This window comes from Telluria beijingensis (genome assembly GCF_030770395.1).
Lineage (GTDB): Bacteria > Pseudomonadota > Gammaproteobacteria > Burkholderiales > Burkholderiaceae_D > Telluria > Telluria beijingensis.
Genome location: NZ_CP132480.1, coordinates 3,711,718 through 3,735,826, shown reverse-complemented (window position 1 = coordinate 3,735,826; position 24,109 = coordinate 3,711,718). Strand labels below are relative to the sequence as shown.

The 24,109-nt window shown below is 65.9% G+C and carries 23 protein-coding genes and 1 riboswitch; of the genes, 16 read left to right on the top strand and 7 right to left on the bottom strand.

Annotated elements, in window-relative coordinates; translation table 11 throughout:
* The first annotated feature begins 40 nt into the window (after positions 1–40).
* Both Q9246_RS16515 and Q9246_RS16510 read left to right on the top strand, forming a co-directional pair.
* Positions 41–1,372 (top strand): sigma-54-dependent transcriptional regulator, encoded by a 1,332-nt coding sequence (locus tag Q9246_RS16515; RefSeq protein ID WP_306391732.1) that lies wholly within the window; start codon positions 41–43, stop codon positions 1,370–1,372.
* A complete protein-coding gene (locus Q9246_RS16510) occupies positions 1,362–2,561 on the top strand; it encodes a sensor histidine kinase (protein WP_306391731.1) in 1,200 nt (399 codons plus the stop codon). The genes Q9246_RS16515 and Q9246_RS16510 overlap by 11 nt, the downstream gene beginning before the upstream one ends.
* Here Q9246_RS16510 and Q9246_RS16505 read toward each other — a convergent pair.
* Positions 2,558–3,175, bottom strand: coding sequence for a TetR/AcrR family transcriptional regulator (locus tag Q9246_RS16505; RefSeq protein WP_306391730.1), 618 nt, complete (start codon positions 3,173–3,175; stop codon positions 2,558–2,560). The genes Q9246_RS16510 and Q9246_RS16505 overlap by 4 nt on opposite strands.
* A 129-nt stretch (positions 3,176–3,304) precedes the next feature.
* Between Q9246_RS16505 and Q9246_RS16500 the strand changes: the two genes are divergently transcribed.
* Positions 3,305–4,330 (top strand): MBL fold metallo-hydrolase, encoded by a 1,026-nt coding sequence (locus Q9246_RS16500; RefSeq protein WP_306391729.1) that lies wholly within the window; start codon positions 3,305–3,307, stop codon positions 4,328–4,330.
* Between the two features lie 163 nt (positions 4,331–4,493).
* On the opposite strand, the gene Q9246_RS16495 is transcribed toward Q9246_RS16500, so the two are convergent.
* Positions 4,494–7,292: a valine--tRNA ligase gene (locus tag Q9246_RS16495; protein ID WP_306391728.1), complete on the bottom strand. Its 2,799-nt coding sequence runs from the start codon at positions 7,290–7,292 to the stop codon at positions 4,494–4,496.
* A gap of 321 nt (positions 7,293–7,613) precedes the next feature.
* Between Q9246_RS16495 and Q9246_RS16490 the strand changes: the two genes are divergently transcribed.
* From Q9246_RS16490 to Q9246_RS16455, 8 genes are all read left to right on the top strand, one after another.
* Entirely contained in the window at positions 7,614–9,743 is a 2,130-nt protein-coding gene (locus Q9246_RS16490; protein ID WP_306391727.1) for a hypothetical protein, read from the top strand.
* Between the two features lie 110 nt (positions 9,744–9,853).
* Entirely contained in the window at positions 9,854–10,147 is a 294-nt protein-coding gene (locus Q9246_RS16485) for a hypothetical protein (protein ID WP_306391726.1), read from the top strand.
* A 244-nt stretch (positions 10,148–10,391) separates the two neighbouring features.
* Positions 10,392–10,508, top strand: a riboswitch (TPP riboswitch).
* Between the two features lie 74 nt (positions 10,509–10,582).
* On the top strand, positions 10,583–12,508 hold the full coding sequence (gene thiC / locus Q9246_RS16480; protein ID WP_306391725.1) for a phosphomethylpyrimidine synthase ThiC: 1,926 nt from the start codon (positions 10,583–10,585) through the stop codon (positions 12,506–12,508).
* The gene (gene thiS / locus Q9246_RS16475) at positions 12,509–12,712 is read left to right on the top strand and encodes a sulfur carrier protein ThiS (protein ID WP_306391724.1); all 204 of its coding nucleotides are present in this window, start codon (positions 12,509–12,511) and stop codon (positions 12,710–12,712) included.
* 13 nt (positions 12,713–12,725) lie between these two features.
* Positions 12,726–13,532: a thiazole synthase gene (locus tag Q9246_RS16470; RefSeq protein WP_306391723.1), complete on the top strand. Its 807-nt coding sequence runs from the start codon at positions 12,726–12,728 to the stop codon at positions 13,530–13,532.
* A complete protein-coding gene (locus Q9246_RS16465) occupies positions 13,529–14,275 on the top strand; it encodes a bifunctional hydroxymethylpyrimidine kinase/phosphomethylpyrimidine kinase (protein WP_306391722.1) in 747 nt (248 codons plus the stop codon). The genes Q9246_RS16470 and Q9246_RS16465 overlap by 4 nt, the downstream gene beginning before the upstream one ends.
* A gap of 11 nt (positions 14,276–14,286) precedes the next feature.
* On the top strand, positions 14,287–14,901 hold the full coding sequence (gene thiE, locus Q9246_RS16460; protein ID WP_306391721.1) for a thiamine phosphate synthase: 615 nt from the start codon (positions 14,287–14,289) through the stop codon (positions 14,899–14,901).
* A 38-nt stretch (positions 14,902–14,939) separates the two neighbouring features.
* Positions 14,940–15,650, top strand: a complete 711-nt coding sequence (locus tag Q9246_RS16455) for an ion channel (RefSeq protein ID WP_306391720.1) — start codon at positions 14,940–14,942, stop codon at positions 15,648–15,650.
* Here the strand turns inward: Q9246_RS16455 and Q9246_RS16450 are convergent.
* Positions 15,647–16,009 carry a nuclear transport factor 2 family protein gene (locus Q9246_RS16450; protein WP_306391719.1) on the bottom strand — a complete coding sequence of 121 codons (363 nt, stop codon included), beginning with the start codon at positions 16,007–16,009 and terminating at the stop codon, positions 15,647–15,649. The two genes, Q9246_RS16455 and Q9246_RS16450, sit on opposite strands and share 4 nt — an antisense overlap.
* 116 nt (positions 16,010–16,125) lie before the next feature.
* Between Q9246_RS16450 and Q9246_RS16445 the strand changes: the two genes are divergently transcribed.
* Positions 16,126–16,668: a GNAT family N-acetyltransferase gene (locus Q9246_RS16445; protein WP_306391718.1), complete on the top strand. Its 543-nt coding sequence runs from the start codon at positions 16,126–16,128 to the stop codon at positions 16,666–16,668.
* Here the strand turns inward: Q9246_RS16445 and Q9246_RS16440 are convergent.
* Positions 16,631–17,230: a hypothetical protein gene (locus Q9246_RS16440; RefSeq protein ID WP_306391717.1), complete on the bottom strand. Its 600-nt coding sequence runs from the start codon at positions 17,228–17,230 to the stop codon at positions 16,631–16,633. The genes Q9246_RS16445 and Q9246_RS16440 overlap by 38 nt on opposite strands.
* Positions 17,231–17,414: 184 nt before the next feature.
* On the opposite strand from Q9246_RS16440, the gene Q9246_RS16435 reads away from it, so the two are divergent.
* Both Q9246_RS16435 and Q9246_RS16430 read left to right on the top strand, forming a co-directional pair.
* On the top strand, positions 17,415–18,521 hold the full coding sequence (locus tag Q9246_RS16435; protein ID WP_306391716.1) for an S-(hydroxymethyl)glutathione dehydrogenase/class III alcohol dehydrogenase: 1,107 nt from the start codon (positions 17,415–17,417) through the stop codon (positions 18,519–18,521).
* Positions 18,522–18,723: 202 nt separating this feature from the next.
* Positions 18,724–19,563 (top strand): hypothetical protein, encoded by an 840-nt coding sequence (locus Q9246_RS16430; RefSeq protein WP_306391715.1) that lies wholly within the window; start codon positions 18,724–18,726, stop codon positions 19,561–19,563.
* A gap of 49 nt (positions 19,564–19,612) precedes the next feature.
* On the opposite strand, the gene Q9246_RS16425 is transcribed toward Q9246_RS16430, so the two are convergent.
* Together Q9246_RS16425 and Q9246_RS16420 are read right to left on the bottom strand one after the other, a co-directional pair.
* On the bottom strand, positions 19,613–21,136 hold the full coding sequence (locus tag Q9246_RS16425; RefSeq protein ID WP_306391714.1) for an acetyl-CoA hydrolase/transferase family protein: 1,524 nt from the start codon (positions 21,134–21,136) through the stop codon (positions 19,613–19,615).
* Between the two features lie 8 nt (positions 21,137–21,144).
* Positions 21,145–22,086, bottom strand: a complete 942-nt coding sequence (locus Q9246_RS16420; protein WP_306391713.1) for a bestrophin family protein — start codon at positions 22,084–22,086, stop codon at positions 21,145–21,147.
* 144 nt (positions 22,087–22,230) lie between these two features.
* Here Q9246_RS16420 and hpaR point away from each other — a divergent pair, with 144 nt between their 5' ends.
* On the top strand, positions 22,231–22,719 hold the full coding sequence (gene hpaR / locus Q9246_RS16415) for a homoprotocatechuate degradation operon regulator HpaR (RefSeq protein ID WP_306391712.1): 489 nt from the start codon (positions 22,231–22,233) through the stop codon (positions 22,717–22,719).
* A gap of 167 nt (positions 22,720–22,886) precedes the next feature.
* Here the strand turns inward: hpaR and Q9246_RS16410 are convergent, their stop codons facing one another.
* Positions 22,887–23,432: an SRPBCC family protein gene (locus Q9246_RS16410; RefSeq protein WP_306391711.1), complete on the bottom strand. Its 546-nt coding sequence runs from the start codon at positions 23,430–23,432 to the stop codon at positions 22,887–22,889.
* Between the two features lie 237 nt (positions 23,433–23,669).
* Here Q9246_RS16410 and Q9246_RS16405 point away from each other — a divergent pair, with 237 nt between their 5' ends.
* Positions 23,670–24,074 (top strand): GFA family protein, encoded by a 405-nt coding sequence (locus Q9246_RS16405; RefSeq protein ID WP_306391710.1) that lies wholly within the window; start codon positions 23,670–23,672, stop codon positions 24,072–24,074.
* The last annotated feature ends 35 nt before the right edge of the window (positions 24,075–24,109 follow it).

The following is a 24,109-nucleotide window of genomic DNA, read 5'->3' as shown; positions in this document are numbered from 1 at the left end:
CGCTGCTAGAATGCCTGCTGACCTGTCCACCCCGACCGCAATGCCTGACTCCACCGCGCGCATCCTGATCCTCGACGACGACCCCGACGTCGCCTGCGCCGCGCAGATACTGCTGCGCCGGCGCCACGGCGCGGTGGCGACCGAGGGCGATCCGGCGCGGCTCGCGTCCATGCTGGAAGCCGGCGTGCCGGACGTCGTCCTGCTCGACCTGAACTTCACGCCGGGCCGCATCGATGGCGCCGAGGGACTCGCGGTGCTCGATCGCCTGCGCGCCTTGCCGCAAGCGCCGGCGGTGATCGTGCTGACCGCCTACGCCGACGTGCCGCTGGCGGTGGAAGCGCTCAAGCGCGGCGCCGGCGACTTCATCACCAAGCCCTGGGACAATGCGCGCCTGCTGGCCGCGGTCGATGCCGCGCTGGCGCGGCGCAGCACCCGGGCCGCCAGCGTCGACGCCAGCCTGATGGGAGAGTCGGCCGCCATGCAGGAGGTAAAAGCGATGATCGCCAGCGTGGCGCCGACCGCGGCCAATGTGATGGTGCTGGGCGAGAACGGCGTGGGCAAGGAACTGGTCGCGCGCGCCATCCATTCAGCGTCGGCGCTTGCCGACGCCGCCTTCCTGGCGGTCGACATGGGCGCCGTGCCGGAGGCGACCTTCGAGAGCGAGATGTTCGGCCACCGGCGCGGCGCCTTCACCGACGCCCGGACCGACCGCGCGGGCCGCTTCCAGGCGGCCCACGGCGGCACCCTGTTTCTCGACGAGATCGGCAACCTGCCGCTGGCGGCGCAAGCCAAGCTGCTGACGGTGCTGGAGCGCCGGCAGGTGACGCCGGTGGGCGCCGACCGCGCCGAGCCGGTCGACGTGCGCATCGTCAGCGCCACCAATCTCGACGAAGCCAGCCTGTTCGATGCCTCGGTGTTCCGCACCGACCTGCTGTTTCGCTTGAACACCATCGTGATCCGCGTGCCGCCGCTGCGCGAACGGCGCGACGACATCCCGGCGCTGCTGCACCACTACCTGTCGCTGTACGAAGGGCAGTATGGCCGGCCGGTGCGCGAGCTCGCGCCCGGGGCGCTGGACCGCCTGTGCGCCTGGGACTGGCCGGGCAATGTGCGCGCGCTGCGCCACGCCTGCGAGCGCGCCGTCATCCTCGGGCGTCAATCCGACTACCAGGTCGACGATTTCGGCCTGGCGGCGCCAGCCCCGTTGGCAGCACCGGCGCCGGTGGGCGAAGAATTCAAGCTCGGCGCCCTGGAACGCGACACCATCGCCGCCGCCATGGAGCAGGCCAAGGGCAATATCAGCCTGGCCGCGCGCCTACTCGGCCTGAGCCGCGCGGCCCTGTACCGCAAGCTGGGCAAGCATGGCATCTAGGGTCGGCATCTGGCTGGCCTTGGCCGGCATGCTCGCGCTGGCCTTCGGCGCCGGTGCGCTGCGCGAGTCGCCGCGCATGCTGGTCCTGTGCGCCCTGGTTGCCTTGCCCTTGCTGGCGTTGATGTGGTGGTGCGTGGAGCGGCTGGCCCGATCGCAGCCGGCTATGCTGGTCGAAGCGGCGCCCAGCATCGACCAGCGTTCACTGGTCGAGAATGCGTTGGCCTTTGAAGCGCGCCTCGAACATGCGCCGATCGCCCTGTTTTGCGTCGATGGTGATGGCGAGGTGGCGCCGCTCAACGCCAGTGCGCGCAAGCTGGTGGCGCCCGGCCGCGCCGTCGATCCCGGCGCGCTGTATCGCCAGCTGGCCACGCTGGAAGACCGGCGCCGGCTGATCGAGTTCGATACCGAGCGCGGCGTCGAACGGGCACTGGTTGCCGTCTCGATGCTGACTCTGCACGGCGCGCCGCAGCGCCTGGTCGCGCTGATGCCGGTCGAGAGCGAGCTGGAAGCCGAGGCCCTGAAATCATGGCGCCAGCTGGTGCACGTGCTGACCCACGAGATCATGAATTCGCTGACGCCGGTGGCCTCGCTGTCGCGCACCGCGCACGATTTACTGATCGAATTCCAGGCCGACCTGCCGCTTGATGTCGGCGCCGACCTCCAGACCGCCCTCGGCGCGATCAACCGCCGCGCCGACAGCCTGGTCGACTTCGTCGCCAGCTACCGCAGCCTGTCGAACGTGCCGCCCGCGCGGCCCGAGCGCGTGGCGCTGGCCGCCTTGTTCGGACGGGTGGATGCGCTGGTCGGGCCGGCCTGGCGCGCGCGCGGAGGGGAGCTCGCGTTCGCGGTCGAGCCGGCGTCGCTGGAATTGATGGCCGATCCCGGCCAACTGGAACAGGCGCTGATCAACCTGCTCAAGAATGCCTTCGAGGCCACGCAGGCTGGCGGTTGCGCCCGGGTCGAGGCGCGCCTGGTGCGCGGCAGCCGCCTGCGCATCGAGGTCGTCGACGACGGCGCAGGCATTCTTGAAGCGCAGGTCGCCCATATCTTCACGCCGTTCTACACGACGAAGAAGCAGGGCGGCGGCATCGGCCTGGCGATGGTGCGCCAGCTGGTCCACGCCAACGGCGGCACCGTGCGCTACGCGAAATCGGTGGGCAAGGGCGCCCGCTTCGTGATCGGTTTCTAGTCGGCGATCGCGAAGTAGGACAGGAACATCGACACCGCCGCATCGATGACGCGCTCCTGGTCCGCGCTCGCCAGCGGCGCGGCGCCCATTGCGATCTGCGGCCAGAAGGCGAAGGTCTTGACCTGGCCCTGCAGCAGCGTGGCGGCGAACGAAGGATCGCCGGGCTTGAGCCTGCCGTCGGCCTGGGCCGCGCGGATCCAGGCCGTGACGCCTTCCTCGCGCTCTCCCAGCCGGGCGATCACCGGCAGGGTGCGCTCGGGTGCGTGGATCGCTTCGCCGATCGCTACCCGCGCCAGTGCGATGAATTCAGGATCGGCCAGCGTGCGCATCTTGAGCGTCATTAGTTCGACCAGCTGCTCGCGCAGGCTGCGCTCGGCCTGGTAGCCCAGCTCGAGCTGGCCGGCGCTGCTCTCGAACATCTGCATCACCGTCTCGGCGAACAGTTCTTCCTTGCTGGCGAAGTGGTTGTAGATGGTGCGCTTGGACACTTCAGCCAGGGCCGCAATCGCATCCATGCTGGCGGTTTCATAGCCGTGGACGCGGAACTGCTCGGCAGCGGCGGCCAGGATGGCGCTGCGTTTGCGGTCGGTCAAGCGAATGGGCGGCGTGTGCATACGCGAATTTTACACTCAGTAGTTTACTTTCTCAAATGCAGATACTACACTGTGTAGTGTACTTCATGACTTCCTATCGATACCATGCGCCTACTACTCGGCACTATCCTACTTGGAGCACTCGCTATCATGGCTTCCTGCACCTCCATCGCCAGCACCGCCACCGCACCGGCCTCGCCCCAATTCCACGACGGGAAATACCGCAACCCGGTCGAGATGCACAAGATGAGCTTTGGCGAGATGGCCAGGCTGTGGTGGATTTTCCTGTTCGACAAGCCGAAGGGCACGATCCCCGAAGGCGCGGTGCCGGTCCGCAGCCTGAGCCAGGCCGCGCTGCTGGCCGCGCCCGACCATACCCTGTACCGCCTCGGCCACTCGACCATGCTGATCAAGCTGGGCGGCGAGTTCTACCTGACCGATCCGGTGTTCTCGGAACGCGCCTCACCCGTGCAATGGGCCGGTCCGGCGCGCTTCCATGCGCCGCCGATCACGATCGACGAACTGCCGCCGATCAAGGCCGTGATCCTGTCGCACGACCATTACGATCACCTCGACCATGGATCGGTGAAGGCACTGGCCGCCAAGACCACGGTATTCCTGACGCCGCTGGGCGTGGGTGACCGCCTGATCGACTGGGGCGTCGACCCGGCCAAGGTGCGCCAGTTTGACTGGTGGCAGGGCACGGACGTCGGCGGCGTGCGCATCACCGCCACCCCGGCCCAGCACTTCTCGGGCCGCGGCCTGCACGATGCTGGCAAGACGCTGTGGGCCTCGTGGGTGATCCAGCACGACGACCTGCGCCTGTTCTTCAGCGGCGACACCGGCTACTTCAAGGGCTTCAAGGAGATCGGCGCCAGGTTCGGCCCGTTCGACGTGGCGCTGCTGGAAACCGGCGCCTACGACAAGCGCTGGCCCGACGTGCACATGCAGCCGGAGGAAACCATGCAGGCCTTCCTCGACCTGAACGCGGGCTGGCTGTTCCCGGTGCATAACGGGACCTTCGACCTGGGCATGCATCGCTGGCAGGATCCGTTCGACCGCATCGCCAGGCTGGCCGACGACAAGGGCGTCAAGCTGACCACGCCGGAGATGGGGGAGGCGCTGGACTTGAAACAGCCGCATGCGGGTGGGCGGTGGTGGCAGAACCTGAAGTAGATGATTATTTGCTAGTTCAAAAACGTCGTCCCCGCGCAGGCGGGGACCCAAGTTTGCAAGCGTTGCCACCATGCTGGTGCTAGTGGCTGCTCAGATTACTTGGGTCCCCGCCTGCGCGGGGACGACGTGCTTAAGCTAACTCAGGGAAGTAAGCAGCAGCCGATCAAGCCGCCGGCAACTTCGCCAGCTGCTCCTGCATTTTGACCAAGGTGGCCGAGAAGTTCGCGACCCGTTCCTTCTCTTGCGCCACCACGGCCGCCGGCGCGCGGGCGACAAAGCTTTCGTTCGACAGCTTGCCTTCGGCCTTGGCGATCTCGCCTGAAACGCGGGCGATCTCCTTCGACAGGCGCTCGCGCTCGGCGGCGACGTCGATCTCGACCTTCAGCATCAGCTTGGTGGTGCCGACGATCGACACCGCGGCCGGCGATTCCGGCAGCGCGTCGACGATCTGCACCTCGGCCAGCTTGCCCAGCAGCTGGATGTAGGGCGCAAAGCCTTCCATGCGTGCGCGGTCGGCTTCGTTGCCCGGTTCGACGATCAGCGGCACGCGCACCGACGGCGACAGCGACATCTCGCCGCGCAGGTTGCGGGTGGCGTCGGTCAGCGCCTTGAACTGCTCCATCCAGGCTTCGGCTTCTTCGTCGACCAGCGAGGTGTCGGCCAGCGGATACGGTTGCAGCATGATCGTTTCGCCGGTCTTGCCGGCCAGCGGCGCGATGCTCTGCCACAGCGCTTCGGTCACGAACGGGATGATCGGGTGCGCCATGCGCAGGATCACTTCCAGCACCCGCAGCAGGGTGTGGCGGGTGGCGCGCTGCTGCGCCTCCGTGCCTTGCTGGACACGGACCTTCGCGACTTCGAGGTACCAGTCGCAGTATTCGTCCCAGACGAACTTGTAGATGCTGCTGGCGATATTGTCGAAGCGGTAGTCGGCGAAGCCCTTGGCCACGTCGAGTTCGACGCGGTTCATCAGCGAGATGATCCAGCGATCCGCCGGCGACAAATCTTCCGCGGCTGGTGCGCTGCAGTCCTTGCCCTCGGTGTTCATCATCACGAAGCGGGTCGCGTTCCACAGTTTATTGCAGAAGTTGCGGTAACCCTCGGCGCGGCCCAGGTCGAAGTTGATGTTGCGGCCCAGCGAAGCGTAGCTGGCCATGGTGAAGCGCACGGCGTCGGTGCCGAACGCCGGGATTCCTTCCGGGAACTCCTTGCGGGTCGCCTTGCCGATCTTCTCGGCGGCGCGCGGGTCCATCAGGCCGGTGGTGCGCTTGGCGACCAGGGTTTCGACGTCGATGCCGTCGATCAGGTCGATCGGGTCGAGCGTATTGCCCTTCGACTTCGACATCTTCTGGCCCTGCGAGTCGCGCACCAGGCCGTGCACGTACACGGTCTCGAACGGCACCTTGCCGGTGAAGTGGGCGGTCATCATGACCATGCGCGCCACCCAGAAGAAGATGATGTCGAAGCCGGTGACCAGCACCGACGACGGCAGGAACATCTTCATGTCCGGGGTCTCTTCGGGCCAGCCCATGGTCGAGAAGGGGACGAGGGCCGACGAGAACCAGGTGTCGAGCACGTCGTCGTCGCGGCGCAGGGCGCCGGTGATGCCTTGCGCCGCGGCCTTGGCCTGGGCTTCTTCTTCATCGCGTGCGACGACGATCGAACCGTCTTTGGCGAACCAGGCCGGGATGCGGTGGCCCCACCACAGCTGGCGCGAGATGCACCAGTCCTGGATATTGCCCAGCCATTGGTTATAGGTTGTGCTCCAGTTCTCGGGCACGAACTTGATCTCGCCGTTGGCGACTTTTTCCAGCGCCACGTCGGTGATCGACTTGCCCGGGTTGAAAGTGCCTTCGGGCGCGGGCTTGGTCATGGCGACGAACCACTGGTCGGTCAGCATCGGCTCGATGACGACATTGGTGCGGTCGCCGCGCGGGACCATCAGCTTGTGCGGCTTGATCGCTTCCATCAGGCCCAGCGCTTCGAGATCGGCCACGATCTGCTTGCGCGCGGCAAAGCGGTCCAGGCCCTGGTACTGGCTCGGGGCGTTCTCGTTGATCTTCGCGTCCAGCGTGAAGATATTGATCGGCTCGAGGCCGGCGCGCTGGCCGACTGCGTAGTCGTTGAAGTCGTGGGCCGGGGTGATCTTGACGCAGCCGGTGCCGAATTCCTTGTCGACGTAGCTGTCGGCGACGATCGGGATCTCGCGGCCCGTCAGCGGCAGCTTGATCAGCTTGCCGTGCAGGTGCAGATAGCGCTCGTCGGTCGGGTCGACCGCGACCGCGACGTCGCCCAGCATCGTCTCGGGACGGGTGGTGGCGACCGTCAGGTGGCCGCTGCCGTCAGCCAATGGGTACTGGATGTACCACATCGAGCCGTCTTCTTCCTGCGAATCGACTTCGAGGTCCGACACCGCCGTTCCCAGCACCGGATCCCAGTTGACCAGGCGCTTGCCGCGGTAGATCAGGCCCTGCTCGTACAGGCGCACGAAGACTTCGACCACCGACTTCGAGCGGGTGTCGTCCATCGTGAAGTATTCGCGCTGCCAGTCGGCCGAGGCGCCCAGGCGGCGCATCTGGCCGGTGATGGTATTGCCCGATTTTTCCTTCCACTCCCAGACTTTTTCCAGGAAGGCCTCGCGGCCGAGGTCGTGGCGCGAGATCTTCTGGGCGTCGAGCTGGCGCTCGACCACGATCTGGGTCGCGATGCCGGCGTGGTCGGTGCCCGGCACCCAGGCCGTGTTGTAGCCGCGCATGCGGTAGTAGCGGCTCAAGCCATCCATGATGGTCTGGTTGAACGCGTGGCCCATGTGCAGGGTGCCGGTCACGTTCGGCGGCGGCAGCTGGATGCTGAACGACGGCTTGCCCTCGTCCATGGTGGCGGTGAAGTAACCGCGCTGTTCCCACTCGGCGCGCCAGAACTGTTCAATATCGGCTGGCTCGAAAGACTTGGCTAATTCCATGATGTGCTGGTAAGTGAAATTTTTTGCGAAAGAACCATTATAGGTCACCTTGAATCGCCAGCCTATCCCGGCGGCATCGGCGGAAAACGGGCATCCGGCGCCTTCGCATTCATGCCCTTGCCGACTTACTGAAGTTCCTTTGATTTTCCTCTAGACGCGACACCGATCACGCCGAATCCCGGCGGACTCGACGAATCGATCGGCGTATCCCGACGGTCCAAGCACCACATCCGCCTGCAAAGGAAGATGACTTGTACCGACCAGGGCCGCGGCTGCTTTGCTGACTGCGCACGCGATGAATGGGCATCAAGGAGAACAACCATGTCACAAATTGATCCAACTGGGGTTGAAAACGCCGGTGAAGAGGCGTTGCTGGAAGACAGGGGGCAGATGAGCTATGAAGAGATTTCCGGGCTGACCAATGGCGAACTGGGGCTCCATGAACCCCATGATACGGCCCCGACCGGCGCCTTGCCCGAGGCGCCGCCGATCCCGCATGTGCCGCCTGCGCCGATCCCGAAATTCCCGATACCGCCTATCCCGCTGCCGATCAAGAAGGCGGTCAGCGGCTGCTATGCCGGGACGCTGGGCGCCTTCCAGGTCGACTTGCGGGTCGACGTCGACCGCAGCCGCCCCATGAAGCGGGTGAGCGGCGACTTCTACCAGACCGTCGGCAAGACCACCTCGTACTTCGGTTCCTTCGTGGTGGACAGCCCGACGATCACGGTCAGCAGTTCCAAGGTCGTGGTCAAGGGCATGGGCCGCTTTACCTTCGCGGCCGGTGCGCCGGTGGTGCAGGTCACGATCCCGCGGGTCAACATCCTGCAGCCGCAGGCGGCCGCCACCCTGCAATTCTTCACCGTGACCAATGCACCGGGCGCCTCCTATCATTGCCCGTTCTCGTCGCTGCATTTCCGCACCGTCAGGATCGAGACAGACAGCGTGTCCGACCTGGTCGGCTCGACCTTCGCCAGCTATGACACCGGCTCGCTGCCGTCGGGCGGCAGTGCGCGCAACCTCAGCGTGGTGAGCGCCTTCGGCGAAGCCGGCATCGGCATGGTGCCGACCGGCGGCAATAACGTGATCAATATCTCCGAAGCGCAGGCGAACGCCGCCTGGAGCAATGCCGAGCTGCACGCCTCGATGCAGACCCATTTCACCCTCTGGAGCGATGTGCAGCAATGGTGCGTGTGGCAACTGGTCGCCCAGCAGCACGACTATGGCAGCGGCCTGTACGGCATCATGTTCGACCAGCAGGGCAAGCAGCGCCAGGGCTGCGCCGTGTTCAACGCGGGCATCGGCGGCGCCTCGGCCGAGCAGCAGCGGCTGCAGCTCTACACCTATGTGCACGAGCTCGGGCATTGCTTCAACCTCCTGCACTCATGGCAGAAGTCGCTCGCATCGCCGCCCAAGCCAGACCGGCCGGATGCGCTGTCGTGGATGAACTACCCGTGGTACTACCCGAAAGGCGGGCCGGCCGGTTTCTGGAGCAGTTTCGATTTCCGCTTCGACGACGAGGAACTGATCCACCTGCGCCATGGCTTCCGCAACGACGTCATCATGGGCGGCAACAACTTCATCGTCGGCTCGTCGCTGGGCCGTGAGGTACTGGCCGATCCGATCGCGGACGAGTCGGGGCTGGTGCTGGGGATCTCGACCCACCAGCGCAGTTTCGCGCTGGGCGAACCGGTCGTGCTCGAGCTCAAGCTCAAGGCCACCACCACCCGCGGGCGGCGTGCCCACACCTGGCTGCATCCCGATTTCGGCATGGTCAGGATCGTCATCAGCAAGCCGAGCGGCCAAGTGGTTGCCTACGAGCCGATGATCGACCACCTGGTCGGCGAGCGCCAGCAAGTGCTCGGCGTCGACGACGAGGTGCGCGACAGCGCCTATATCGGCTACGGCAAGGGCGGCTTCTACTTCGACCAGCCGGGGCAATACCGGGTGCGTGCGGCCTATGCGGCGCTCGACGGCTCGCAGGTGCTGTCCGACATCCTGACGATCCGGGTGCGCTACCCGGTCACGCGCGACGAAGACACGCTGGCCGACCTGTTCATGGGCGACGACCAGGGCGTGCTGCTCTACCTGCAAGGTTCGGACAACGTGACGCTCCGCTCCGGCAATGCCGCCTTCGACGAGGTGATCGACCGCTTCGGCGCCCATCCGATGGCCACCTATGCGCGCATGATCAAGGGCATCAACGCCGGGCGCGTGTTCAAGACCGTCAATGCGGGCAAGGGCCGGCCGGTCACCGTGCGCGCCGCCAACAAGGAGGAAAGCATCGCCTTGCTCGCGAGCGTGGCCGGTACCCACGTGCTCGATCCGGTGTCCGAGGACGAAGTGCGGTACACCCTGTCCTGTGTCCAGATGGCGAGCGGGGACGAGCGTGCCGCGCAAGATACACTGAACCAGATCACGACCCAGGTTTTCGGGAGGCCTGAGAAAGAATGAGGCGCCTGGCCTGGATTGCTGTCTTGCTGGTGCTGGGATTGTCCGGACAGGCATGCGGGGAGCGCAGCCTGTCCGGCGCTCCCGCGTCGATATCTGAGGAGGGGCGGGTCATGACATTACGCGTGAGGTTAGGCGAAGGCTTCCAGAACAATACCGTGAGCGTGCTGGTCGATGGCAAGCAGGTGTACCAGCGTTCCGGCGTCAGCACCGACTGGACGATCTCGCGTGCGGACTCGGTCGACGTCAAGACCAGCGCCGACAGCGTGCGGCTCGAAGTCGCGGTCGATGACGGGCCGCCCGTCGTGCGCGCCATCGAGCCGGCGCGCACGCCCTTCGTCGAGGTGCGCTTCGTGAACGGAGAACTGCAGCTGCACGCGCTGGAACAGGAGCCGCCCATGATGTAATCGCTCCGCATCGATTCTAGGGAAGCACTGATTTATTCATGGCGGCGGCCTCGGCCACGAGAAAATGCGCCCTGCGGCGTTGCAAATCCTCGCGATACCACTGGGTATCGCTCCGGTTTGCGCCTTGCCGGGCACATTTTTCGTGACCGATTCCTGCGCGCCAGAATAAATCAGTGCTTCCCTAGTCCACCGAAAAACGATTGGGCTATAATCGGCCGGCTGCCAGGAGCTCACGCTCCTTGGCGGCAGACGCTAGGGGTCCTGCGCGGCCTTGCATGTGAGTGCAAGGTCGCGTGGGTGAGAAATACCCTCCGAACCTGATCTGGATAATGCCAGCGAAGGGAAGCAGCCGAGTTCATGCGGCCGTGCGCATATTTGCGCCCGCCTTGCCGTACCCGGTACCTCCTTTGCTGGCTCCGCAAGCAAGGGAGCCAAATGAATGCACCTCTGAAGTTCGACGCCGCCACCGCCACCGTGGACCACGCGGCCGTCAATCCGTTACCCAACTCCCGCAAGGTCTATATCGAAGGCAGCCGGCCCGACATCCGCGTGCCGATGCGCGAGATCACCCAGTCGCCCACGCCGGACAGCTTCGGCGGCGAACCGAATCCGCCGCTGTTCGTCTACGACACGTCCGGTCCCTACACCGAGCCGGCGGCGGCGATCGATATCCGCAGCGGCCTGGCGCCGTTGCGCCAGGGCTGGATCGCCGAGCGGGGCGACACCGAGCAACTGGCTGGCCCTTCCTCGCGCTATGGCCAGGCGCGGCTGAACGATCCCCAACTGGCCGCCTTGCGCTTCAACCTGCAGCGCGCGCCGCGCCGCGCGACCCCGATCGGCGATGGCAGCGCCAACGTCACCCAGATGCATTACGCGCGCCAGGGGATCGTCACGCCCGAGATGGAATTCATCGCCTTGCGCGAGAACATGCAGCGCAAGGAATACATCGCTTCGCTCGAGTCGTCCGGCCCGATGGGCCAGCGCGTGGCGGCGCTGCTCGGCCGCCAGCATCCGGGCCAGTCGTTCGGCGCCAGCATCCCGCCGGAGATCACCCCCGAATTCGTGCGCTCGGAAGTCGCGCGCGGGCGCGCTGTGATCCCGGCCAATATCAACCACCCGGAACTGGAGCCGATGATCATCGGCCGCAACTTCCTGGTGAAGGTCAATGCCAATATCGGCAATTCGGCCGTGACCTCGTCGATCGGCGAGGAAGTGGAAAAGATGACCTGGGCCATCCGCTGGGGCGCCGACACCGTGATGGACCTGTCGACCGGCAAGCACATCCACGAGACGCGCGAATGGATCATCCGTAACAGCCCGGTGCCGATCGGCACGGTGCCGATCTACCAGGCGCTGGAAAAGGTCAATGGCAAGGCCGAAGACCTGACGTGGGAGATCTTCCGCGACACCTTGATCGAACAGGCCGAGCAGGGCGTCGACTATTTCACCATCCATGCCGGCGTGCTGCTGCGCTATGTGCCCATGACGGCGAACCGCCTGACCGGCATCGTCTCGCGCGGCGGCTCGATCATGGCCAAGTGGTGCCTGGCCCACCATCGCGAATCCTTCCTGTACACGCATTTCGAAGACATCTGCGACATCATGAAGGCCTATGACGTGTCGTTCAGCCTGGGCGACGGCCTGCGGCCCGGCTCCATCTACGACGCCAACGACGAAGCCCAACTGGCCGAGCTCAAGACCCTGGGCGAGCTGACCCAGATCGCCTGGAAGCACGACGTGCAGACCATCATCGAGGGCCCCGGCCACGTGCCGCTGCACCTGATCAAGGAAAACATGGACCTGCAGCTGGAGCAGTGCCACGAGGCGCCGTTCTACACGCTCGGGCCGCTCACCACCGATATCGCACCGGGCTACGACCACATCACCTCGGGCATCGGCGCCGCCAATATCGGCTGGTATGGCACCGCCATGCTGTGCTACGTGACGCCCAAGGAGCACCTGGGCCTGCCCGACAAGAACGATGTCAAGGACGGCATCATCACCTATAAAATCGCGGCGCATGCGGCCGACCTGGCCAAGGGTCATCCGGGCGCCCAGCTGCGCGACAACGCCTTGTCGAAGGCGCGCTTCGAGTTCCGCTGGGAAGACCAGTTCAACCTGGGTCTCGATCCGGATAAAGCGCGCGAATTCCACGACGAGACCTTGCCGAAGGATTCGGCCAAGGTCGCCCATTTCTGCTCGATGTGCGGGCCGCATTTCTGTTCGATGAAGATCACCCAGGAAGTGCGCGAATATGCCGCCGCCAAGGGCGTGCAGGGCGAGAGTGCGCTGGCCCAGGGCATGCAGGAAAAGGCGATCGAGTTCGTCCGGAACGGCGCCCAGCTGTACCGGGAGGTGTGAATGACGCCGATCGAAGTGAACGGCGCCCCATGCCAGGTGCCGCCGGGACAGACCCTGTTCGGCCTGCTGGAACAGCTGGGCTTGACGGGGCAGGGGATGGCGCTCGCGGTCAACCGCGAAGTGGTGCCGCGCCAGCAATGGCTGCACCGGCGCCTGCAGGAACAGGATCGGGTGGATATCGTGCGCGCCATCGGTGGCGGCTGACAGGAGACAGACTATGAATGCAATGAACGACATGAACCGCGACGACGTGCTGACCATCGCCGGCCGCGCTTATCGATCCCGCCTGCTGGTCGGCAGCGGCAAGTACCGCGACCTGGACCAGACCCGGGAAGCGACCCTGGCCGCCGGCGCCGAGATCGTCACGGTGGCGATCCGCCGCGTGAACATCGGCCAGGACCCGAACGCCCCGAGCCTGCTGGACGTGCTGCCGCCAAGCGACTTCACCATCCTGCCGAATACGGCCGGCTGCTACAACGCCAAGGACGCGATCTATACACTGCAGATGGCGCGCGAGCTGCTGGGCGGGCACAAGCTGGTCAAGCTGGAAGTGCTGGGCGAAGAGAAGACGCTGTTCCCGCACATGCCCGAGACCCTGGTCGCGGCCGAGGCTTTGGTAAAAGATGGCTTCGACGTCATGGTCTATTGCAGCGACGATCCGATCCAGGCCCGCATCCTGCAGGAGATCGGCTGCGTGGCGGTGATGCCGCTGGCCTCGCTGATCGGCTCCGGCATGGGCATCCTCAATCCGTGGAACCTGTCGCTCATCATCGAGCAGGCCACGGTGCCGGTGCTGGTCGATGCCGGCGTCGGCACGGCGTCGGACGCCGCGATCGCGATGGAGCTGGGCTGCGACGGCGTATTGATGAACACCGCCATCGCCGCCGCGCGCGACCCGGTGCGCATGGCGCGCGCGATGAAGCACGCGGTGCTGGCGGGGCGCGACGCGCATCTCGCCGGCCGGATGCCGAAGCGCTTCGCGGCCTCGCCGTCCTCGCCCCGCGAAGGAAAGATCACGGGATGACCGCCTGCGTGCTGGTGTTCGCCGGGCTCGACCCCGGCGCCGGCGCCGGCCTGGCGGCCGACATCCTGGCGATCGCGGCTCAAGGCGCGCACCCGCTGCCGGTGGCCACCGCCCTGACCAGCCAGGACAATAACCGGGTCTTCGATGCGCAGCCGGTCGCGGCCAGCCTGGTCGAGCGCCAGGCGGCGCCGCTGCTGGACGCCTTCGAGATAGCGGCGGTCAAGCTCGGCATCCCCGGCAATGCCGCCAATGCGGCGGCGATCGCCGGCATCGTCGGCAAGTTGCGCGCACGCCGGCCGGCGCTGCCGGTGGTGCTCGACCCGGTGCTGGCCAGCGGCCATGGCGACGCGCTGGGGCAGGGCGATGCCGCCGAGGCGCTGCGTGCACTGATGCCGCTGGCGACCATCGTGCTGCCCAACCTGCCCGAGCGGGACGCGCTCGGACCGGATGCCTGCGCGCAGATGCTGGTGACCGGCGGCCATGCCGTGGGCGACCTCGTCGTCAACCGCTGGCTGCAGGGAGACGCCGAACTGCGCAGCTGGCACTGGCCTCGCCTGCCGCACGGCTACCACGGCAGCGGCTGCACGCTGGCCGCTGCGCTCGCCGCCCGGCTGGCGCTCGGCGACGACATGGAAGCCGCGCTCGACGCGGCCCAGACCTATACCCACCACACGCTGGCGCAGTCGTATGCGCTGGCGCCGGGGCAGCGCATCCCGCGCCGCCTGCTGAAACCCCACCACTGAAAGGAGTCCGCATGCGCGGCCTGTACCTCGTCACCCCCAACTGGGACGATACCGAGCGATTGATCGCCACCACCGATGCGGCGCTGGGAGCCGGCGCCGCCCTGGTCCAGTACCGCCACAAGGAGGCGGTGCCTGCCCTGCGCAAGGAACAGGCGACGGCGCTGCTGGCGCTGTGCCGTCGCCACGGCCGGCCGCTGGTGATCAACGACCACCTCGACCTGTGCCAGGACATCGACGCCGACGGCGTACACCTGGGCCATACCGACCAGGGCGTGCGCGCGGCGCGCGCGCTGCTGGGGCCTGGCAAGATCGTCGGCGCCTCGTGCTATGGCGAGCTGGCCCTGGCGCGCGCGGCAGTGCAGGACGGCGCCAGCTACATCGCCTTCGGCGGCTTCTATCCCTCGCCGGTCAAGAAATACACGTTCGTGACGCCGCCCGAGCTGCTGGACCAGGCGCGCGCCGAGTTCAGCTTGCCGATCGTGATCATCGGCGGCATGACGCCCGCCAATGCGGCGCCGCTGGTGGCGCGCGGCATCGACCTGGTGGCGGCCATCACGAGCGTCTATGGCGCGCGCGATCCCGCCGGCGCGGCGCGCGCGTTCGGCGCGCTGTTCCCGCCCGCCTGAACCTACAATGGGCGCACCGCGATCACCGCCGCCAGCCCATGCGCCCCTTGCTCCTGTTCACGCACACCCGCCGCCACCCGTCCGCCATCCTGCTGCTGGTCCAGCTGGCCGGCATGCTGACCTATCCCTTCATCGAGGGCACGCGGGCCGGCCAGGTGGCCTTCAATGCCTTCGGCATCGTGGTGCTGGCCTTTACCATCCGCATGGTGCGGCGCACGCCGGGCGAGGTGCGGGTCAGCTGGGCGCTGGCGGTGCCGATCATCGTGCTGCTGCTGGCGCAGATCCTGTTCGGACTAAAACAGTTGCTGGCCTGGTCGTCCGGCCTCGAGGCGCTGTTCTATTTCTATGCGGCGGGCAGCCTGATCGCCTACATGATGGACGACGAACTGGCCACCACCGACGAGCTGTTCGCGGCCGGCGCTACCTTCACCCTGCTGGCATGGGCCTTTACCCACCTGTACGTGCTGCTGCAGGAAGTCCATCCCGGCACCTTCGCGGCCGCGGTCAACCCCGCCGCGCCGCGCACGTGGACCGAACTGAACTACCTGAGCTTCGCGCTGCTGTCGAGCACCGGCATCGGCGACGTGATCCCCCTGACCGTGCATGCGCGGGCGCTGGCCAGCGTCGAGATGCTGATCGGCCTGATGTACCTGGCGGTGGTGGTGGCGCGCCTGATCGCTTTCACCACGCGCAACCGGATCGCCGTCGGGCGGGCGCGCAAGCGCCGGATGGAGGACGGGGAAGACTAGGCGCCCGCCGAGCCGACCGGGATGACGAAGGCGCGCAGCTCGGCCATCTTGCCATCACGAAAGCGCCAGACGTCGCTATAGGCATTCTGCACCGGGCTGCCTTTCTCGTCCTTTGATTCGATGTCGCCCAGGGCAACCACGAAGTCGCCTTCGGCCACCAGTTCGCGCACCGTGAACGTCGGCGGCTCGGCGTAGCCGTCCACCATCCAGGCGCGCACCGCCTCCTTGCCGCGCAGGGTCTCGCCACCGACCGTCGACCAGACGAGGTCGTCGGTGCAGAAGGACAGGAAACCTTCGTTGTCGCCCCGGCTCACTGCGGCGTTTGCCTGTTGCAATACGTTCTTGTTCGATTCCGACATGGCGCTCTCCTTGGTCAATGCGCGCAATGTACCAATTGTGGGCGGCGCATGGCGCTCGGCAGTGGCGCGAATGCCGCCTGCTAAAATTACTATCCAACAATAAGCAGGAGTTCGCCATGGCGCACGCCGCCACCGCTTTCACCGTCAGGCCATTCACGGTTGAGGAATGGCCGGCCTACCGCGCGATCCGCCTGCGCGCGCTGGCCGATGCGCCGGACGCCTTCGGCAGCACGCTGGCCGCCGAGGAGGCGCTGGCGCCCGAGACCTGGGCCGCGCGGCTGGCGTGCTCGACCACGTCCGGCATCGACCGCGCGCTGGCGGCCGAGGCAAACGGCATGCTCGTCGGGCTGGCCTGGGCCAAGGAGGATGCGGCGGATGCGTCCATCGTCAACCTGTTCCAGATGTGGGTGGCGCCGCAAGCGCGCGGCCACGGCGTGGCCGCCGCCTTGCTGGACGAGGCGGTGCGCTGGGCAACAGAGCGTGGCGCGCAGGCAGTCCAGCTGGGCGTGACCTGCACCAATGTCGAGGCCTTGCGCCTGTACGAGCGCGCCGGTTTCGTCGACGCCGGCGTGCGCGAACCCTTGCGGCCCGGCTCGGAATTGATGGAGCAGCGGATGCGGCTCACGCTTCCCGGCCCAGCGCCCGCAGCAAGGCGATGACACGCTTGCCCGCATAGCTTGCCGACGCCGCGCAGCCATAGGGCCGATAGCTGATGGTGCGGCGCTCGATCGTGTCCAGGTAGCGCGGATTCTCGCGCACGAAGGCGGCGAGGGCGGCCCGCATGTCCGGCGCGAAGCCCGGCAGCGCCGTCTCGATGCGCTGCACGATCTCGTCCACGTATTCGCCGACCAGGTGCACGATGAAGGGCGCCATCCAGCCTTGCGGCGCGGCCAGCAGCCGCTCCAGGCAAGCGTCGCGCACATAGCCGTCATGGTGGCGGGTGCCGAGGCACCTGGCGATGCCGCTTGCTGTCGCGTCGCGGCCGGCATCGTCCCACAGCAGGCCGCGGTCGATGTAGAGCCGTCGGGGAATGCTCAAGGTGTCGCCGCCGGACACGACCTGGTAAGTATAGTGGCGTATTTCGGGACGCCAGCCTGCACTGTCGGTAAGTGCGGCAACCGTAGGCCGCAACGCGGCCGGAAAGGCGAGGGACAGGTCGAGCGCGAGCAGTTCGTAGCGCGGGATCGCGGGCGCGGCGCGCACCTTCGCGGGATCGGGCATGGTGTTCTCCAATAGGCCCTGCAAAGGTGCAGGGGACGATGGTAACCGATCGGATGCGCCTGCGCCAGCGCCCGGGTGGCGAACGATTGCGGCCGTTGCCGCACGCGATCGCGCAAGCTTGTTATCATGTCACCTTTGCGGCGCGCTCATGGACGCGCTTTTCTTCAAGCAACGGGAATACGATATGAAAACCAAGGCAGCAATTGCATGGAAGGCGGGCCATCCGCTCACGATCGAAGAGGTCGAACTCGAAGGTCCGAAGGCCGGCGAGGTGCTGGTCGAGGTCAAGGCCACCGGCATCTGCCATACCGACTACTACACCCTGTCGGGCGCTGACCCCGAAGGCATCTTCCCGGCCATCCTGGGCCATGAAGGCGCCGGCGTGGTGGTCGACGTCGGCCCTGGCGTGACGAGCCTGCGCAAGGACGACCACGTGATCCCGCTGTACACGCCGGAATGCCGCCAGTGCAAATTCTGCCTGTCGCAAAAGACCAATCTGTGCCAGGCGATCCGCTCGACGCAAGGCCGCGGCCTGATGCCCGATGCGACGTCCCGTTTCTCGATCGACGGCCAGCCGATCTACCACTACATGGGCACCTCGACCTTCTCGAACTACATCGTGGTTCCCGAGATCGCCCTGGCCAAGGTGCGCAATGACGCGCCGTTCGACAAGATCTGCTACATCGGTTGCGGCGTCACCACCGGCATTGGCGCCGTAATCTTTACCGCCAAGGTCGAAGCGGGCGCCAACGTGGTCGTGTTCGGCCTGGGCGGCATCGGCCTGAACGTGATCCAGGCGGCGAAGATGGTGGGCGCCGACAAGATCATCGGCGTCGACCTGAACCCGGAACGCGAAGCGATGGCGCGCAAGTTCGGCATGACCCATTTCATCAACCCGACCAAGGTCGAGAACGTGGTCGACAGCGTCATCCAGCTGACCGACGGCGGCGCCGACTACAGCTTCGAGTGCGTCGGCAACGTCAACACCATGCGCCAGGCGCTGGAGTGCTGCCACAAGGGTTGGGGCCAGTCGATCATCATCGGCGTGGCGGCGGCCGGGCAGGAGATCTCCACCCGTCCGTTCCAGCTGGTGACCGGCCGCGAGTGGAAGGGTTCGGCCTTCGGCGGCGCCCGCGGCCGTACCGACGTGCCGAAGATCGTCGACTGGTATATGGAAAACAAGATCAATATCGACGACCTGATCACCCATCACCTGCCGCTCGACCGCATCAACGAAGGCTTCGACCTGATGAAGTCGGGCGAGTCGATCCGTTCGGTCGTCGTCTACTAACGTTCTCTCGCGGTCGGCCGTCCGGCCCGCCGCATATGCATCGTCTTGCGCGGCCTTTCAGGCCGCGTTGTCGTCCTGGCGCCGGTTTTGCCGCCTGTTCCCCGTTTTCGACCGTCTGTCGCAGCGTGCTGGGCGACGCACGCCGGATTGTCTACCCTGTTTCCATCGCCGGCTACGTCCGGCCTATCACTGGAGACCGCCCATGTCACGCACCGCCTCGATCCACTGGAAGCTGGCGCTTCCGCTCCTCGGCCTGGCCACCCTGGCGGCCTTCACCATGCCGACCCATGCGGCGGCCGAGAGCAAGGCGCGGGTGGTGCGCGTGGCGGCGGCGGACGAGCCGTATGCACTGGTGCGCGACACCGCCGGCCGCTTCGACATCAGCGGCAGCAGCGACGACTGGGACGAGGTGCGCGCCGCCCAGCGCGCGATCAAGGGCGAATTCATCTGGTTCCGCGCCGATGGTCACGGCTATGTGATCGAGGACCCGGACACGATCAGGAAGGCGCGCGCCGCCTGGGCGCCGCTCGACCGCCTGGGCGAGATGATGAAAGTCCACGGCAAGGAAATGGAAAAGCACGGCAAGAAGATGGAAGCGCTCGGCCGTGACATGGAGCGCGCCGCGGCCAAGCCCGCCAATATGCCGAGCGCGCGCGACATGCGCGAAGTCGACGACGGCATGCAGGCGCTCAGCAAGCACATGGATATGCTGAGCCGGCAGATGGCGGCGGCGGGCGACGATGCGGAGCGCCGCATCATCCAGCAGAAGATGGCCGAGACCGGCAAGCGCATGTCCGATGCCGGCGAGCGCATCGGCGAAGCCTACAACGGCCCGCAGGCGCGCCAGCAGCGCGCCTCGATGGAAGACATCGGCCGCCAGATGGAGATCGCCAACCAGCCGATGGAAAAGCTGGGCAAGCGCATGGGCGAGCTGGGCAAGGAAATGGAGCGCGAGAGCAAGGCCGCCGACAGGACGGTGCGCGCCTTGATCAAGGATGCGCGCGCGAAAGGATTGGCCAAGCCGGTGCCGACGGTGGGTTGAATTCCGGTGGACGGCGGGGCCGTCCACACCCCGCGCATGTCGGCCATCGTCAATGCGATGACGCGGCCGGCAGCATCGATCCGGTGTCGCGATACCGCACGTGCCAAGAGAACGCCTTCTCCAGCACATGCGGGGTGTGGCCGCCACCGCGGTTGGCTTCTTCCACATAATCGCGCAGCATCTGTTTATATGGCTCGGCCACGCAGTTGTCGATGATGCGCTGCGCCCGTTCGCGCGGCGCCAGTCCGCGCAGGTCGGCCAGGCCGACCTCGGTCACCACGACGTCGACGTCATGCTCGGTATGGTCGACATGCGAGACCATCGGCACGATGCTCGAGATCCTGCCGCCCTTGGCGACCGACTTGGTCGCGAACACCGACAGATAGGCATTGCGGGCGAAGTCGCCCGAGCCGCCGATGCCGTTCATCATGTGGGTGCCGCCGACGTGGGTCGAGTTGATATTGCCGTAGATATCGAATTCGAGCGCCGTATTGATGGCGATAATGCCGAGCCGGCGCACCACTTCGGGATGGTTGCTCACTTCCTGCGGGCGCAGGACGAGGCGGTCCTTGTAGCGCGCCAGGTCGGCGAACACCTGGCGGCCTTTTTCTTCCGACAGGGTGATCGAGGAACCCGAGGCGAAATCGAGCTTGCCGGCGTCGAACAGGTCGAAGGTCGAATCCTGCAGCACTTCGGAATACATGCTCAGGCCCGTAAACGGGCCGTCGATCAGGCCGGCCAGCACCGCGTTGGCGATGGTGCCGATGCCGGCCTGGATCGGCATCAGCCGTTCGGTCAGGCGGCCGGCGGCGATTTCGGCATTGAAGAAGCCGGTCAGGTGGCCGGCGATCGCGGCGGTGTCGTCGTCCGGCGGCAGGATGGTCGAGGCGCTGTCGTGCTTCTCGGTCATGACGATGGCCACGATCTTCTCGGGCGGGATGACGATGGCCGTGGTGCCGATACGGTCGCTGACGGTCTTCAAGGGCATCGGTTCGCGCTGCGGCCGCAGCTTCGGAATGAAGATGTCGTGCAGTCCCTCGAGCGCCGGCGACTGGTTCAGGTTGATCTCGACGATCACCTTGTCGGCCAGGATCGCGAAGCTGGCGCTGTTGCCGACCGAGGTGGTCGGGATGATGGCGCCGTCCTCGGTGATCGCCACCGCCTCGATGATGGCGACGTCGACCGGCGCAAGCTGGCGCGTACGCAGCAGTTCGACCGTCTCGGACAGGTGCTGGTCGGTGAACATGACCTCGCCGCGGTTGATCGCGGCGCGCAGCGTGGGATCGGTCTGGAAGGGCATGCGGCGCGCCAGTGCGCCGGTCTGCGTCAGCATGGCGTCGGTGTCGCCGCCGAGCGAGGCGCCGGTGATCAGGGTAATCGCCAGCGGCGTCGTGCGTGCACGCTCGGCCAGCGCCAGCGGCACCGCCTTGGCGTCGCCGGCGCGGGTGAACCCGCTGGTGCCGACGGTCATGCCGTCGTGGATCCATTCGGCCGCGGCGGCAGCGCTGGTGATGCGTTCGCGCAGCTGCGGCAGGCGGACGCGGTCGTGGACTAAGTGATGGTCGTGGTGCATGGTGGCTCCTAGGTCAGGCAGTAGTCGACCGGCTGCAGCGGCGGCGGCACGTGGTCGTCGCGCAGGGCGGTGCGCAGGTCGATCTCGATGGCGCGGCAGATGGCGTCCAGCGGCAGGTCGTTGGGTTCGATGCCGAATGGCTCTTCCAGCTCGTCACCCAGCGCATCGAGGCCGAAGAAGGTATAGGCCACGATGGCGACCACGAACGGCGTCATGAAGCCGATCGAATCGACCAGGCCGAAGGGCAGCAGGAAGCAGTAGATATAGGCGGTGCGGTGCAGCAGCAGCGTGTACGAATAGGGGATCGGCGTATTCTTGATGCGCTCGCACGACGCGGCGGCGGCGGTCAGGCTCGAGAGGGTATTGTCGATATTGGCGGCCAGGCACGCTTCGATGCGTCCTTCCCGGATGCAGCGCTGCAGGTCGGCGCCCATATGGCGCATCAGGCAGTCCGGCTTGTTACGGGCGCGCGCCATGTCGTCGGCTTCGTCCGGCAGCAGCAAAGTCGCCACTTGCGGCGAGCTCGGCTGGTCGCGCAGGTGGTCGCGCAGCGCGTGGACGAACGCAATCGCGCGGTAGATCATGCGTACCCGTGTATCCTGCAAACCATTGCTTGCAAGCGCGGGCTGTGGATCGTCGATCAGGCTCGTCGCCTGGCGCGCCAGGTTACGGCAGCGCAGCACCAGCTCGCCCCACAGCTTGCGGCCTTCCCAGAAGCGGTCGTAGGCGGAGTTGTTGCGAAAGCCGAGGAAGATCGCGATCGGCAAGCCGATCAGGGTGAAGGGAATCGTGGTGAGGGTAATCTTGAGGTCCCACAGGTCGCCGTGCGACCAGGTGACCAGCGTTGCCACCGCAATATTGACCAGCAGGGTGGGCAGGATGCGGGGCAGGACCGAGCCGCGCAGCAGAAGGAACAGCTTGAGCCCGGAAGGACGCTCTCGGATAATCACGGTTTCGACCGCATTCGCAAAAAATAGACGGAGTCAAGAAAACTCACTAATATATTCGTAGTTAATCACTAATATCTTAGTCAGTCAAGTGCTAGTGCTTGCCCGATATTTCTTGATGTAGACACATTTAACACGGAGCACGCATTGGCCCGCCGTATCACTCACCGCAATTTGCCCCAGCTTTTCCTCAAGGCGCGCGATTCGCTGATGTCGCATTTTCGTCCAATCCTCAACCATTTCGGCGTGACAGAGCAGCAGTGGCGGATCTTGCGCGTGCTGGACGAACACGGGCAACTGGAACCGCGCGAGATGTGCGACCTGTGCCAGATCCTCAGTCCCAGCATGACCGGCGTGCTGTCGCGCATGGAAGAACTGGGCCTGGTCGAACGGCAGCGGGTGGCGGCCGACCAGCGGCGGATCTGGGTGCGGCTGGCGCCGAAAGGGGACAAGCTGATCGACGAGATCGCGCCGTTGATCGAGCAGCAATACAGGTTGATCGAGGAGTCGTATGGCAGCCAGGTGGTTGCCGACCTGTCGCAGGCGCTGGAGGGATTCATCGCGGCGCAGGCGATGCCGGTGAAGCGGGTGGAGTTGCCGGCGACGACGAAGGCGGTCAATAGCCGTCGGCCGTAAGAGGACGTCGTTCCCGCGAAGGCGGGAACCCAAGTGTGCAAGCGAATTGGTAGCGCAAGCAGTACCTGGTTGCTAGCAGAACTTGGGCCCCCGCCTTCGCGGGGGCGACGTGCTGGCGCTAACGGAGGCGTTAGCGCCAGCAGCCCGGTGACTGCATGCGTGACCGATCAATGCTGATCGATCTTCCCGCGCCAGCCGCCGGTTTCGCTGCCGCGTTTTTCCAGCAACTCCTTGAAGTTGGCCAGATTCGAACGCGCTTCCATGCGCACCGCGCCCAGGGCGTCGCCCAGGGTTTCGAGCGGGCCTTCCGGCTCGTAGTCCATCTGCAGCGCGATGCGGGTGACGGTGTCCGAGATCTTGTGGAAGGTGACCACGCCGCCGTTCTTGACGCCGGTGACGCTGCGCCAGGCGATGCGGTTGTCCGGGATCTGCTCGGTGATCTCGGCATCCCATTCCTTGTCTTCGCCGGCCACGTTGGCCTTCCAGTGCAGGTGCTTGTCGTCCAGCTGGCGAATTTCCTTCACGCTCTTCATGAACTGCGGGAAGTCTTCGAACTGGGTGAACTGGTTGTAGGCAGTACGTACAGGCACATTGATTTCAATCGTCTCGACGATCGACGAGCTGGCGCCAAAGCCACGGTTTTGCTTGAGTTTCTTCGACAGCATTGCGCCGCCAACGGCCAGTGCGGCCACGGTAACAACACGACCCAACATAGTGTTCTCCTTAGGTTTGTCCCCTGGCGCGGCGCGGACACCAGGCCCGCACCGTGCGCCTGGGCACGAATGAATGCACATGCGACGGGGTTCGCGACCATGTCGCGAATCTGTCATTAAAATAAGCGAAAAGATAACGAGGCGGCGCGCGGCTGAGAATTGCGTTTGCAAGAAGTTGCGCGATGTTAATGTGATTTCCTTTGTGAAATCGCCGACGATTCAAGGAAGGAGAAACGGATGAGCTTGCAGGGAGGATGCTTCTGCGGGGCGGTGCGCTACGAGGCGCATGGCCAGCCATTCAACAGTACCTTGTGCCATTGCACGGATTGCCGCAGGGCGTCCGGCGCGCCGGCCATCGCCTGGTTCAGTGTCAAGACCGTCAGCCTGCACTGGACTGCCAGCGCGCCGCAGCGCTTCCGGTCCAGCGAACATGCGGTGCGCAGCTTTTGCCCATCGTGCGGCACAACGCTCACCTGGCACGACGAACGCTGGCCTGACGAGATCGACCTCGCCACCGCCAGCCTCGACGATCCGGAGCAGGTGCCGCCGGCCGACCATACCTTCGTGCGCAGCCGCCTGAACTGGGTAAAATGCGACGACGGCCTGCCGCAATACCAGACGACGCGCTCGGCCGGCCAGTAAAGTAGCATTTCATGCGCGGCGCATTGCACTTGCCG